Below are 13,069 nucleotides of genomic sequence, written 5' to 3'. Positions count from 1 at the left end.
ACAAGCCCCTTGCATCGGCTTGCGCTGCTCAGTCGGCACGGTAGCTGCGTCCACCGTCGCCGATCCGGAAATCGGCCAGCACGGTTTCACCGGCGACGGCGGTTTGACCTTCCGCGACCAGCGGCTTGGCTCCCTCGGGCAGGAAGATGTCGAGCCGCGAACCAAACCGTATGAGGCCGAAACGCTCGCCCGCCGTCATGGACTGGCCCTCGCGGACAAAGCAGACGATCCGCCGCGCTACGAGGCCGGCGATCTGGATCACCCCGATCTGGCCGGACGGCGTCGCGATGACCAGCGAGTTACGCTCGTTGTCCTCGCTTGCCTTGTCGAGCTCGGCGTTGATGAATTTGCCCGGACGATAGGCGATAAGGTCGACGCGGCCGGTGGCCGGGCTCCGATTCACGTGACAGTTGAACACGCTCATGAAGATGGAGACGCGCGGCAACGGCTTGTTGCCAAGTCCAAGCTCCGGCGGCGGCACCGCCTGAACGACCATCGAGACGCGGCCATCGGCGGGGGCGACCACGAGGCCTTCGCGCAACGGTGTGACCCGCTCCGGATCACGAAAGAACAGCGCGCACCAGACGGTGAGAATAGTGCCGATCCAGCCAAGCGGCGTCCAGATCAGGAACAGGACGAGGCTCGCGAGCGCGAAGCCGCCGATGAAGGGATAGCCTTCAGGGTGAATCTTCGGCACCTGCCCGCGAATGGAATCAACAATCGACATTGGTCACCGGATGCAGCGAGATACGTGAAGCCAAACTACTACTCTGCCGCATTCGGCGTGACCAGCGGTATGCGCTCGGCCGGCGCATCGTCGTCCGTGTCATCCACACGAGCCGGCGCAGACGCTACAGTGCTGTCGCCGACCCGCGCCAGCTTCTCGCGTGCAGCCTCCGCCTCGCGCTGCCTGTTCCACATGCTGGCGTAGAGGCCGTCCGTCGCGAGCAGCCGCGCATGGGTGCCGCGCTCGACGATGCGGCCCTGGCTGAGCACGATGATCTCGTCGGCGTTGACGATGGTCGACAGCCGGTGCGCAATCACAAGCGATGTGCGGTTCTCAGACACCCGTTCCAGCGCGTCCTGGATTTCCTTCTCGGTGTGGCTGTCGAGCGCCGAGGTTGCCTCGTCGAGCAGAAGAATTGGCGGACCTTTCAGGATGGTGCGGGCGATCGCAACGCGCTGCTTCTCGCCGCCGGACAGCTTCAAGCCGCGTTCGCCGACCTCGGTCTCGTAGCCCTTGGGCGACATGCGGATGAAGCCGTCGATCTGCGCAAGCCGCGCCGCTTCCTCGACCTCGGCGTCAGTGGCGCCCCAGCGGCCATAGCGGATGTTGTAGCGAATGGTATCGTTGAACAGCACGGTGTCCTGCGGCACCATGCCGATCGCCGCACGCAGCGACTGCTGGGTAACGCCGGCAATGTCCTGGCCGTCGATGGTGATGCGCCCCTCTCCCACATCGTAGAGACGATAGAGCAGCCGCGAGAGCGTCGACTTTCCCGCGCCCGACGGACCGACGACGGCGACCGTCTTGCCGGCGGGCACCTCGAAAGTGAGCCCTTGCAGGATTGGACGATCCGGATCGTAGGCGAATTTCACGTCGTCGAAGCGGATCGCGCCGTTGACGATCTTGAGCGGCTTCGCGCCAGGGACGTCCTTTACCTCCGTCTCGCGCGCCAGCACGCCGAACATCTTCTCGATGTCCACCACCGCCTGCTTGATCTCGCGATAGACCATGCCCATGAAGTTCAGCGGCTGATAGAGCTGGATCATCATCGCGTTGATCATCACGAAATCGCCGACCGTGTGCGTGCGATTGCGAACGCCGATCGCGCACATCACCATCACCGCGGCAAGGCCAATGGTGAAGATCACCGCTTGTCCGGCGTTCAGCACCGCAAGCGACGTATAGGTGCGGACGCTGGCGCGCTCGTAACTTTCCATCGAGCGATCGTAGCGCGAGGCCTCCCTCGCCTCCGCTCCGAAGTATTTCACCGTCTCGTAGTTCAAGAGCGAGTCGATTGCCTTGGTGTTGGCTTCCGTATCGGACTCGTTCATCCGGCGGCGGATCTCAATCCGCCATTCGGTGGCGACGTAGGTGAAGTACATGTAGAGCGCCACCGTCACGAGAATGACCATGACGTAGCGCCAGTCGAATTGATAGAACAGAACGGCTGCGACGAGTGCGACCTCGACCAGCGTCGGCAAGAGCTGCAGGATCACCATCCGCACCATCACCTCGATGCCGGTGCGGCCGCGCTCGAGGATGCGGGTCAGCCCGCCGGTCTTGCGCTCCAGGTGAAAGCGCAGTGACAACTCGTGCATATGGACGAAGGTGAGATAGGCGAGCCGGCGGACGGCGTGCATCGCCACCTTGGCGAAGATGCCGTCACGGAATTGCGTCAGCACCGCCATGATGATGCGCATGCCGCCATAGGCGATCGTCATGATCAGCGGCGAAGCGATCAGCCAGACCCACCATTCGGTTTCGATCGGTCCCGAACTCTCTCCGGTGAGCCCGTCGACTGCCCATTTGTAGGTGAACGGAACGGCGATGGTCGCGAGCTTGGCGACCAGCAGCACCAGCGTGGCCGCAAGCACGCGCATCTTCAGGTCGCGCCGATCCCCCGGCCAGATATACGGCCACAGGTGCACGAGCGTCCTTACGAGCGAGCCGCGGTCGGAGATGTCGGTAAAGCGGCGGGAGGCCGCCTGTGCGTGCTGGACGTTAGGCGCGGTATCAGCTTGCGTCATTCATGAATGTCTGCTGCGAACGACCTGGCGTCCGCGGAAGCGGCCTTAAGTTAAGATGTCGCCTTCCATATAGAGTGTTTCTAAACCCGGCGCACCTCGCCCGGGAGTTGTTTTGCAGTTGCGAGCAGATTTCGAAGCATTAACCCTGCGCGAGAACAGCCACCGAAGGCCTTGATCCTGCCTTGGTGCGACGCCACATTCCGGAGAATGAATGATATCCGCAGTGTTTGCGTCTATTGCGGTTCCGGCCCGGGCGCAAATCCCCGCTTCGTCGAAGCGGCCAAAACATTCGGCAAACTCCTCGCCGACAATGGCATCAGACTCGTCTACGGCGGCGGCTCCATCGGATTGATGGGAGCGCTGGCGCAGTCCGTATTGCAGCACAACGGCGAAGTCACCGGCGTAATCCCCGAGTTCCTTATCGCCCGCGAGCATGCCATGGCGGAAGCGCATGAGCTGATCGTCACGCCCGACATGCACACGCGCAAGCAGATCATGTTCGACCGCGCGGACGCGTTCGTTGCGCTCCCCGGCGGCGTCGGCACGCTGGAGGAGCTGGTCGAACAGCTCACCTGGGCCCAACTTGGCCGCCACAAAAAGCCGATCCTGATCGCCAATATCGACGGCTTCTGGGAACCATTCCTGAAGCTGATCGACCACATGCGCGACATGGCGTTCATCCGCGCCGGACTGAGCGTCAACCTGCTCACCACAGATAAGGTGGCCGACATCCTGCCGAAGCTCAACGCGGCTGCGCAACTCGATGGCAACGGCAAGGTGCGCGAAGTCGTCGAGAAGCTGTAGTCTTCGGCCGATCGCCCCGTGGCGCTACGGTCTTCCCTGTGCACCCGTCATCATGCCGGTGCGTTGGACTTCACCAGCTTGTAGACGACTGAATCCATCAGCGCCTGGAACGAGGCATCGATGATGTTCGGCGACACACCGATGGTGGTCCAGCGCTCGCCCGCCTCGTCCTCGCTTTCAATCAGCACGCGTGTGACGGCCTCGGTGCCGCCATTGAGGATACGCACGCGGTAGTCCGTCAGCTTCAGCCCCTCGATGAACTTCTGGTACTTGCCGAGATCCTTGCGCAGCGCGACGTCAAGGGCGTTGACCGGACCGTTGCCTTCCGCGGCGGAAATCAGCATCTCTCCCGCAACGTTCACTTTCACAACCGCAAGCGCAACCGTCACCCGGTTGCCGAGCGCATTGAACCGTTGCTCGACGTTCACGTCGAACTGCTCGACGCTGAAGTATTCCGGAACGCGGCCGAGCGTTCGCCGCGCCAGCAGCTCGAACGAGGCATCCGCCGACTCGTAAGCGTAACCGATCGCCTCGCGTTCCTTGACCACCTCCAGAAGCCGCACCAGCTTGCTGTCGTCCTTGCTGTAGGGAATCTTCATCCGCTCAAGCTCGGACAGGAGATTCGAGCGCCCGGCCTGGTCGGAGACGAGAACTTTCCGATGGTTACCGACCGCTTCGGGCGCCACATGCTCGTAGGTTGCCGGATCCTTGACGATCGCCGACGCGTGGATGCCCGCCTTGGTCGCGAACGCGCTCTCGCCGACATATGGCGCATGCCTGTCCGGCGCGCGGTTCAGCATATCGTCCAGCGCGCGCGACACATGCACCAGTGACGAGAGCTTGTCATCCGGGATACCGATCTCGAACCTGTCCGAGAACTCACGCTTGAGCTTCAGCGTCGGAATGATCGAGCAGAGATTGGCGTTGCCACAGCGCTCGCCGATGCCGTTCAGGGTTCCCTGGATCTGCCGCGCCCCGGCGCGCACCGCCGCAAGCGAATTTGCCACTGCCTGCTCAGTGTCGTTGTGCGCGTGAATGCCAAGATTCGCGCCCGGCACATGCTTGGCAACCTCGCCGACGATGCGCTCGACCTCGTGCGGCAGCGTACCGCCATTGGTGTCGCACAGGACGACCCAGCGTGCGCCGGCCTCGTATGCGGCCTTTGCGCAGGCCAGCGTATAATCAGGGTTCGCCTTGTAACCGTCGAAGAAGTGCTCGCAGTCAACCAGCACCTCGCGTCCCTTTGCGTTCACTGCGGCAACGCTGTCACGGATCGAGGCGAGGTTCTCCTCGTTGGTCGTCTCCAGCGCCACTTTCACGTGATATTCGGACGACTTTGCAACGAAACAGATCGCATTCGCCTTGGCCTCGAGCAGCGCGGCGATGCCCGGATCGTTCGCGGCCGAACGCCCGGGACGGCGTGTCATGCCGAAGGCGGTGAAGGTCGTGGTCTCGAGCTTCGGTTCGGTCGAGAAGAACTCCGTATCGGTCGGATTCGCGCCCGGATAGCCGCCTTCGACATAGTCGACGCCGAGGTCGTCGAGCATGCTCGCGATCAGCTTCTTGTCGTGCACCGTGAAGTCGACGCCATTCGTCTGCGCACCATCGCGCAGTGTCGTATCGAACAGGTAAAGCCGTTCGCGGCTCATTGGGTCGCCCCTTTCGAGGTCTCGTTGAATGTTTTCTGCATGGTGGTATTGCCGAGCCACTCGTCGCCGAGCGGCACAGTGTTGCGACGCTGCGCCGCGTAGCCGCGCCGGGTGAAGAAACGCAGTGCCGTGTCGCTGACGTCCGCCGTAAGCTGGGTTGCTCCACGCGCACCCGCGAGTTTCTCCAGCGCGTCCAAGAGGGCTGTCGCCACTCCCTGCCCGACGGCCGCCGGATGCACGAACAAAAGGTCGATATGGTTACCGTCTTTCAGGGACGCAAAGCCGACCGGTGCCTCTCGCAGCGTCGCAATCAGCGTCAGCTGACCGCCGAGCCTGCGACCGAGGTCGTCGTCACCGAGCGCCGCAACCCAGGCTTCCTGCTGCGCCTCGGTGTAGTCGTCTCCGGTCAGTTCAGTGATGCTCGCTTCGGCAATCGCTGCACACACCGCGGCATCTGCCGGCAGATACGGCCTGAGACCTGGCTTCGGCATAGACTGACCCATGATGCTCACCAGACGCGGAACAGGAGTGTCAGCGCAAGCGCTGCCGCGCCGGCCAGCACGATGAACTTGATCGCGATGTAGTAGAGCCAGTGCCTCGGGAACGGAGTATCGGGTTTCTTCATCGCGCGACCTCCCACGTTGTCACCGGGTTGCCGTTAGCGTCCTTGCCGTCTTTCACGACGACCCCCATCGCGGCGAGCTCGTCGCGGATGCGATCGGATTCCTTGAAATCCTTTCGCGTGCGGGCGGCCTTGCGCGCATCGATCAGCGCGTCGACAGCAGATCGATCGATCAGCAGCGCCTGCGGATCGCTTGCCCGGTACTCCTTCTGCGTTCCGTGCAGCAAGCCCATCAGCATCGCAGACTGTTTGAACTTGCGCCTCAGGTCGGTCGCAACCGGTCCCGACGCTGCCCGTATCTCCGACGCCAAGGCATGCAGGCGCGCAATCGCGCCCGCGGTGTTGAGGTCGTCCCCCAACGCCGCGGCAACACTCTCGTCCAGCGCGCCTGTCGCCGGCGTATCGTCGCCGATGATGTCGTACCAGGAGTCGAGAGTCTTCTTGCTCTCCTCCAGCGCGGCAACCGTCCAGTCCAGCGGCGACCGGTAATGCGTTCTCAGCATCGCAAGCCGCAGCACTTCGCCCGGCCACCGGCGTTCGCCAAACGTATCCGTGCCAAGCAACTCGCGGATCGTGACGAAGTTGCCGAGGCTCTTCGACATCTTGTCGCCTTCGACCTGCAGGAACCCGTTGTGCATCCAGACCTGCGCCATGCGGTCGGAATGAAATGCGCAGCACGTCTGCGCGACCTCGTTCTCGTGATGCGGGAATACGAGGTCGATTCCGCCGCCATGGATGTCGAACTGTTCACCGAGATGCTTCCAGGCCATCGCCGAGCACTCGATATGCCAGCCCGGACGTCCTTCGACCTTGATGCCGCCGGGCGACGGCCACGACGGCTCGCCCGGCTTCGACGGCTTCCAGAGCACGAAATCCATCGCGTCGCGCTTGTACGGCGCGACGTCGACACGCGCTCCGGCGATCATCTCGTCAAGCGAGCGTCGTGACAGGCGGCCGTACTCCGGCATCGTCCCGACCGCGAACAGCACGTGGTTCTGCTCGACATAGGCGTTGCCGTTCGCGATCAGCCTTTCGATGATCGCCCGCATCTCTTCGATGTGCTCGGTTGCCCGTGGCTCGACCGTCGGCCGCAATGCGCCGAGCGCGTCCACGTCCGCGTGGAACTGGGCGCCCGTCTGTTCAGTGACCTTGCGGATCGCTTCGTTCAGCGGCAATTCGGGATAGTCGCGCGCCGCGCGGTCGTTGATCTTGTCGTCCACGTCGGTGATGTTGCGGACGTAGGTCACGTGCGTCTCGCCGTACAGGTGCCGCAGCAGGCGGAAAAGCACGTCGAAGACGATCACCGGGCGGGCGTTGCCGATATGCGCAAAGTCGTAGACCGTGGGTCCGCAGACATACATACGCACATGCGCGGGATCGAGCGGCCGGAACGGCTGCTTCTCCTTGGTCATCGTATCGTAAAGACGCAATTCCATAGCTTTTAGCCCCTATGGCCGGGCGTCGGTTTATCTCTGCCTTGAGAAAAAAGACGGCCTCAGCCAGCGAATCGCTAGCTCGTAATCTCGCGGCAGATGCCGCAAATGGCGAGGAGACCGTTCATGCAGCCACAAATGGCGGAGAGCGGGCATTTCGTCAAGGAAAAAGGCCGGACTGTGGCTGATTTGCTCTACGCATTGCCTTGAAAGTGCGCCAATCATCGCGTCCTTCCTTAACGAAGATTAACCGCTTCAGGCTTTCCGGGCGGATAGTTTCGATCCCGTCCGGTGACCCATGAAGCTTGCGCCATATATCTTGGCCCTCGAAATACTGGCCCTCGAAATGCTGGCTCTCGCGCTTATGGTGCCGGTTTCGGCGACGGCCGATAGTCGGGTGTTCATCATTGCCAATCAGCCGGATGGGTACGGAATCGACCAGTGCCTCGCCGACGGCGAGCCCTGCGGCGCATCGGCCGCACGGGCTTACTGCCGCTCACGAGAATTCAAGGCTGCATCAGCCTATCGTCGCGTCGATCCGGGCGAAGTTGCCGACTCGACGCCGGCGTCCACCCGCGAAACGTGTCTCGGTCAAGCGTGCGCCCTCGCATACGTTGCAATCACCTGCGAGCGGTGATCGTCTGGTCGCGAAGGCTTGTGCAGACCGCCACATCGCTGCCGCGGAAACGGCGTGACCTCGCCGCGGGAAGAAGCTATGTCACTGCATCCGGCCGCATCGCGGCCTCCTGGCTGCGGCTGATGACTGAACCTTACTTCTTGCGTTTCCGCTTCGCCATCGCGCTCGTCTCACTCGCCAGCGTACTGACGTTGGTTTCGCCGTCGCGTGCGCAGAATTTTCCCCCGCCGCAGGGGGGCGTTGCCGCCAACCCGGTTTGCCAGCGGCTTGAAGCGCAGCTGGCCATGGTGGACCGCGGCACCACCGATCCCGCACGCGCCGAGCAGATCAGGCGCTACGAAGATGCGGCATCACGCCAGGCCGGCGAACTCGAGCGCGTCACCAACCACGCCAAACGCATGGGCTGCGACAGTTCCGGATTCTTTGCGCTGTTTAGCAACCAGTCGGCGCAGTGCGGCCCGGTGAACAGCCAGATCCAGCAGATGCGCGCCAATCTGGACCAGATCACGACCTCGATCGAGCGCCTGCGCGGTCGCGGCGGCGCAGGCAGCTTCGAACGAGACCAGCAACGCCGCTCGGTGCTGGCCGCGCTCGCGCAGAACAACTGCGGGCCGCAATACGCGAGCCATGCCAACCAAGGCGGCGGCTTCTTCGACACGCTGTTCGGCGGCGGCAACAATAACGTCACCACCCCTCCTCCGGAGGAGTTTGGCGCGCCGGCATCAACCTACAAGACGGTTTGCGTGCGCACCTGTGACGGCTTCTATTTCCCGGTCTCATACGCGACCACGCCCGCCCGCTTCGCCGACGACGAGCAGGCCTGCAAGAGCCTGTGTCCGGCGGCCGAGGCGACACTGTTCACCTTCCACAGCAACGAAGACATGACGCGCGCCGTGTCGATCAACGGCCAGCCCTATACTGCGCTTCCGAACGCATTCAAGTACCGCCAGGCGTTCAATCCCGCCTGCTCCTGCAAGGCGCAGGGCCAGACCTGGGCGGAAGCGCTGAAGGGGATCGACGATCGCGGCCAACAGGGCGACATCATCGTCACCGATGAGCGCGCCCGGCAGATGTTGCAGTCGCGCGACGCCCAGGGTCGGCCGGTCCGCATCCCCGCCCAGCAGGCGACAGGCAGCCCAGCACAAGCGTCGGAGGCTCCGGCGGCAACAGCGCCGGCAACGCCGCCGCCCGCGGACCGTCCGATCCGCACCGTCGGCCCGCCTTTCATTCCGGCGACGAAGTAAAGCCCCTCTCGGGGCTGTCGCATATCGGTCCGGGGAGAAGTTTAAAGGCGCGTAGCTGTCACTTGCGCATATATGACAGCCGCGACGTCTCTCCTCAGACGTCGATGGCCTCGGTTGACGCGCGGTTGGCGCGCACTGCCAGCGACTCATCCGGCTTGGGCAACGGCTTGCCGGAGTCACGGAAACGATTGGTGATCGGATAGCGACGATCGCGGCCGAAATTCTTCAACGTCACCTTCACGCCCGGCGCCGATTGGCGCCGTTTGTATTCGGCGATGTTGAGCAGTCGATCGACGCGCGCAACCGTCTCGCGGTCGAAACCGTCGGCGACGATCGCGGCCAGCGAATCCTCGTGCTCGACCAGCCGCTCGAGGATAGCGTCCAGCACCTCGTAGGGCGGCAGCGAATCCTGATCGGTCTGATCTTCGCGCAATTCTGCGCTCGGCGGCCGGGTGATGATGTTCGGCGGGATGACGACGCCGGAAGGACCGAGCGCACCGTCGGGCTTCCATGTGTTGCGCAGGGCCGAAAGGCGAAACACCTCCGTCTTGTAGATATCCTTGATCGGATTGAAGCCGCCATTCATGTCGCCGTAGAGCGTCGCATAACCTACCGACATCTCCGACTTGTTGCCGGTGGTCACAACCATCAGGTTGAACTTGTTCGATACCGCCATCAGGATCGTACCGCGAGCACGTGCCTGGATGTTCTCTTCGGCGATATCACGTGCACGGCCCTCGAAAATGCTGCCGAGCGAGGCCTCGATGCCGTTCACGGCATCCGCAATTGGCAGCACATCGTGGCGAATGCCGAGATTCCTGGAGAGTTCGGCGGCGTCGTCCAGCGACATCTGCGCAGTGAAGCGAAACGGCAGCATCACGCCGCGCACGCGGTCTGCACCAAGCGCATCCACCGCGATCGCTGCACACAGGGCGGAATCGATGCCGCCCGATACGCCGAGCAGCACACCTGGAAATCCGTTCTTGCGGACATAGTCGCGCAGGCCCAGCACGCACGCAGCGTAATCGCCCTTGTCGCCATCGACGAGTTGCGCGACCGGCCCCTTGCATTGCCACCCGGTTGCCGTACGCACCCAATGCAAGGTGGTGAGGCTCTCCTGGAACGCCGGCAGCTGCGCAGCCAGCGAACGGTCGCCGTTCAGCGCGAACGACGCGCCGTCAAACACCAGCTCGTCCTGGCCGCCGAGCTGATTGACGTAGATCAGCGGCAGATGGCACTCGGTGACCCGCGCAACTGCGACATTGGTGCGCACGTCGTCCTTGTCGCGGTAGTACGGGGAGCCGTTCGGCACGATGAGAATTTCCGCGCCAGTCTCGGCAAGACATTCGACGACATTCTCGTAAGCGGGTGACTCGTCGGTCCAAATATCCTCGCAGACGGGCACACCGATGCGCACCCCCTTGAGCGTCATCGGTCCCGAGGGCCGACCAGGCGCGAACACGCGCCGTTCGTCGAACACGCCGTAGTTCGGCAAGTTGACCTTGTAGCGGATCGCCGCAATCCGTCCGCCCTCAAGCAGCGCACAGGCGTTGTAGAGCTTTCCGCCGTCGACCCACGGTGTCCCGATCAGCATCGCCGGCCCGCCATCCGCGGTTTCCCGCGCCAACGTTTCGATCTCCGTCCGGCAAGCGGCTTGCAGGGCCGGTTTCAGAACCAAGTCTTCCGGCGGGTAGCCGCAGATATACAGCTCGGGAAAGACGATCAGGTCGGCGCCTTCGGCAGCCGCCTTCGCGCGCGCCTCGCGCGCCCTGGCGGCATTGCCTTCGACATCGCCCATGGTCGGGTTCAACTGGGCCAGGGTGATCGCAAGACGGTCGGCAGCTTTGCTGTTCATGTCATCTCATCGCTTATCGGGCTAAATCTAGCGCCGAAGCGCATTTTCGCAATCATCCACCCGCGCAGATCAGACGATCCCCAACCGCTCGGCAATCGCGAATATCCACACCGCGCCAGCGATCAGCAGCGCCACGCCGACTGCTGCCGAGCCCATGTCCTTCACCCGGCCGATCTGCTCGTCATGATCGAGCGTCAGCCGATCGGCCAGTTTCTCGATCGCCGTATTCAAGAGCTCGACGGCCAGGAGCAGCATCAGCACCAGAACCAGCTCGATTGAACGAGCCGTAGTGACGCCGACGAAATAGGCGAGCGGGATGGACAGAAGAAGGAGAGCGAGCTCTTCCCGGATGGCCGCCTCGGAACGTGCCGCTGCAACCAGCCCGTTCCAGCTATTGATGGTCGCCAGATAGAGACGCCTCACATCCGTGCCCCGCTTCCGAAGTTCGTGATGCCGCCGCAAACCCCTTACACGAACTATCGGCAGGCCCCTAGAGTCCCGAAGCGGCAGGCAAAGGCCTTGCCCGCGTTGCGCGCTCCCGCTTCAGCAGTTCGGCGATCAGAAACGCCAGGTCGATCGACTGCTCGGCATTGAGCCGCGGATCGCAGACCGTATGATAGCGGTCATTGAGATCCTCGTCGGTGATGGCGCGCGCGCCACCCGTGCACTCGGTGACATCCTGGCCGGTCATCTCCAGATGGACGCCGCCGGCGTGGGTGCCTTCCGCGGCGTGGATGGCAAAGAACGATTTTACCTCGGAAACGATGCGGTCGAACGGACGTGTCTTGTAGCCCGAGGTGGACGTGATCGTGTTGCCGTGCATGGGATCGCACGACCACACGACGACGCGCCCTTCGCGCTGCACCGCGCGGATCAGCGGCGGCAGGCATTCGTTAACCTTGTCCGAGCCGAAACGGTTGATCAGCGTGATGCGGCCCGCCTCGTTGTCGGGATTGAGCACGTCGAGGAGACGAAGCAGTTCGTCCGGCTTCAGCGATGGGCCGCATTTCAAGCCGATCGGATTCTTGATGCCGCGGAAATACTCGACATGTCCGTTCTCGAGTTGCCGCGTGCGGTCGCCGATCCAGATCATGTGACCGGAGGTGGCGTACCAGTCGCCGGTAATGGAATCGACACGCGTCATCGCCTGCTCGTAGCCGAGCAGCAACGCCTCGTGGCTGGTGTAGAAATCGGTCGCCCGCAGTTCCGGGTGGCTCTCCAGATCGAGGCCGCAGGCGCGCATGAAATCGAGCGCTTCCGAAATACGGTTCGCGAGCTCCTGGTAACGCCGCGACTGCGGCGAATCCTTCAAGAAGCCCAGCATCCACTGATGCACGCTGGCGAGATTGGCGAAGCCGCCGGTCGCGAACGCACGCAGGAGATTCAGGGTGGCCGCCGACTGCCGATACGCCATCAACTGCCGTGCCGGATTCGGCACACGTGCCTCCGCCGTGAAGGCGCTGTCGTTGACGATATCCCCGCGATAGCTCGGCAGCTCGACGCTATCCTGCTTCTCGGTCGGCGACGAACGCGGCTTGGCGAACTGGCCGGCAATGCGGCCGACCTTCACCACCGGCGATGCGCCCGCGTAGGTCAGCACCACCGCCATCTGGAGGAAGACGCGGAAAAAGTCGCGGATGTTATTGGCGCCGTGCTCGGCGAAGCTCTCGGCGCAGTCTCCGCCTTGCAGCAGGAACGCGTCGCCGGCGGCGACCTTCGCCAGCGCCTTCTTCAGGTTGCGCGCCTCACCTGCGAAGACCAGCGGCGGAAACGTCGCAAGCTGCGCTTCAACCTCGGCCAAGGCATTCGCGTCCGGATATTCCGGCACTTGCAGCACCGGCTTCTTGCGCCAGCTATCGGGTGTCCACCGCTCGGACATGGGTCGTGCTCCTGGAAATCCGGCGCCATCAGGTCCGATGCATGCCGGCGGGCCGGGTTATACACAGCCCTTCCCCGCCGCGCCAGTTGGAATTCAGCTTTGGGACTCAAGGCCTTGCAGGCAAGGCTGGCCGCGCCGTAAACGGTTTTTCAAGGTAAATGGTGGGGGCTTTGAGGTGGCTGAAGCCGGGCT

At 63.2% G+C, this 13,069-nt stretch carries 10 protein-coding genes; 2 read left to right on the top strand and 8 right to left on the bottom strand.

Going from position 1 to position 13,069, the window contains the following annotated elements; genetic code table 11:
* Positions 1-28: 28 nt before the first annotated feature.
* Together RCO31_RS13090 and RCO31_RS13085 are read right to left on the bottom strand one after the other, a co-directional pair.
* Positions 29-727: a phosphatidylserine decarboxylase gene (locus tag RCO31_RS13090; protein ID WP_308968827.1), complete on the bottom strand. Its 699-nt coding sequence runs from the start codon at positions 725-727 to the stop codon at positions 29-31.
* 38 nt (positions 728-765) lie between these two features.
* Positions 766-2,754 carry an ABC transporter ATP-binding protein/permease gene (locus RCO31_RS13085; RefSeq protein WP_308968826.1) on the bottom strand — a complete coding sequence of 663 codons (1,989 nt, stop codon included), beginning with the start codon at positions 2,752-2,754 and terminating at the stop codon, positions 766-768.
* Positions 2,755-2,961: 207 nt separating this feature from the next.
* Between RCO31_RS13085 and RCO31_RS13080 the strand changes: the two genes are divergently transcribed.
* Complete coding sequence (locus RCO31_RS13080) at positions 2,962-3,558, top strand: TIGR00730 family Rossman fold protein (protein ID WP_308968825.1); 597 nt, start codon at positions 2,962-2,964, stop codon at positions 3,556-3,558.
* 50 nt (positions 3,559-3,608) lie between these two features.
* On the opposite strand, the gene cimA is transcribed toward RCO31_RS13080, so the two are convergent.
* The 3 genes from cimA to cysS all read right to left on the bottom strand — a co-directional run bounded on the left by cimA (position 3,609) and on the right by cysS (position 7,265).
* Complete coding sequence (cimA, locus tag RCO31_RS13075; RefSeq protein WP_308968824.1) at positions 3,609-5,207, bottom strand: citramalate synthase; 1,599 nt, start codon at positions 5,205-5,207, stop codon at positions 3,609-3,611.
* Positions 5,204-5,710, bottom strand: coding sequence for a GNAT family N-acetyltransferase (locus RCO31_RS13070; RefSeq protein ID WP_308968823.1), 507 nt, complete (start codon positions 5,708-5,710; stop codon positions 5,204-5,206). Before RCO31_RS13070 ends, cimA begins: the two co-directional genes overlap by 4 nt.
* A 118-nt stretch (positions 5,711-5,828) precedes the next feature.
* A complete protein-coding gene (cysS, locus tag RCO31_RS13065; RefSeq protein WP_308968822.1) occupies positions 5,829-7,265 on the bottom strand; it encodes a cysteine--tRNA ligase in 1,437 nt (478 codons plus the stop codon).
* 756 nt (positions 7,266-8,021) lie between these two features.
* On the opposite strand from cysS, the gene RCO31_RS13055 reads away from it, so the two are divergent.
* Positions 8,022-9,143, top strand: a complete 1,122-nt coding sequence (locus tag RCO31_RS13055; protein WP_308968821.1) for a DUF2865 domain-containing protein — start codon at positions 8,022-8,024, stop codon at positions 9,141-9,143.
* Between the two features lie 94 nt (positions 9,144-9,237).
* On the opposite strand, the gene RCO31_RS13050 is transcribed toward RCO31_RS13055, so the two are convergent.
* The 3 genes from RCO31_RS13050 to RCO31_RS13040 all read right to left on the bottom strand — a co-directional run bounded on the left by RCO31_RS13050 (position 9,238) and on the right by RCO31_RS13040 (position 12,877).
* On the bottom strand, positions 9,238-10,998 hold the full coding sequence (locus tag RCO31_RS13050; protein ID WP_308968820.1) for an NAD+ synthase: 1,761 nt from the start codon (positions 10,996-10,998) through the stop codon (positions 9,238-9,240).
* A 69-nt stretch (positions 10,999-11,067) separates the two neighbouring features.
* Positions 11,068-11,421: a diacylglycerol kinase gene (locus RCO31_RS13045; protein WP_308968819.1), complete on the bottom strand. Its 354-nt coding sequence runs from the start codon at positions 11,419-11,421 to the stop codon at positions 11,068-11,070.
* A 67-nt stretch (positions 11,422-11,488) separates the two neighbouring features.
* Positions 11,489-12,877: a class II 3-deoxy-7-phosphoheptulonate synthase gene (locus RCO31_RS13040; protein WP_308968818.1), complete on the bottom strand. Its 1,389-nt coding sequence runs from the start codon at positions 12,875-12,877 to the stop codon at positions 11,489-11,491.
* Positions 12,878-13,069 lie beyond the last annotated feature (192 nt).

Origin of the sequence: Bradyrhizobium sp. LHD-71 (assembly GCF_031157255.1) — a bacterium.
Taxonomy (GTDB): domain Bacteria; phylum Pseudomonadota; class Alphaproteobacteria; order Rhizobiales; family Xanthobacteraceae; genus P52-10.
This window is presented reverse-complemented; position numbering and strand designations above follow the sequence as displayed.

Bases quoted from the DNA above. Each gene is read 5' to 3' on its own strand.
- RCO31_RS13055 (WP_308968821.1), top strand. From the start codon at position 8,022: ATGACTGAACCTTACTTCTTGCGTTTCCGCTTCGCCATCGCGCTCGTC.
- cimA (WP_308968824.1), bottom strand. From the start codon at position 5,207: ATGAGCCGCGAACGGCTTTACCTGTTCGATACGACACTGCGCGATGGT.
- RCO31_RS13090 (WP_308968827.1), bottom strand. From the start codon at position 727: ATGTCGATTGTTGATTCCATTCGCGGGCAGGTGCCGAAGATTCACCCT.
- RCO31_RS13070 (WP_308968823.1), bottom strand. From the start codon at position 5,710: ATGGGTCAGTCTATGCCGAAGCCAGGTCTCAGGCCGTATCTGCCGGCA.
- RCO31_RS13050 (WP_308968820.1), bottom strand. From the start codon at position 10,998: ATGAACAGCAAAGCTGCCGACCGTCTTGCGATCACCCTGGCCCAGTTG.
- RCO31_RS13085 (WP_308968826.1), bottom strand. From the start codon at position 2,754: ATGACGCAAGCTGATACCGCGCCTAACGTCCAGCACGCACAGGCGGCC.
- RCO31_RS13040 (WP_308968818.1), bottom strand. From the start codon at position 12,877: ATGTCCGAGCGGTGGACACCCGATAGCTGGCGCAAGAAGCCGGTGCTG.
- RCO31_RS13080 (WP_308968825.1), top strand. From the start codon at position 2,962: ATGAATGATATCCGCAGTGTTTGCGTCTATTGCGGTTCCGGCCCGGGC.
- cysS (WP_308968822.1), bottom strand. From the start codon at position 7,265: ATGGAATTGCGTCTTTACGATACGATGACCAAGGAGAAGCAGCCGTTC.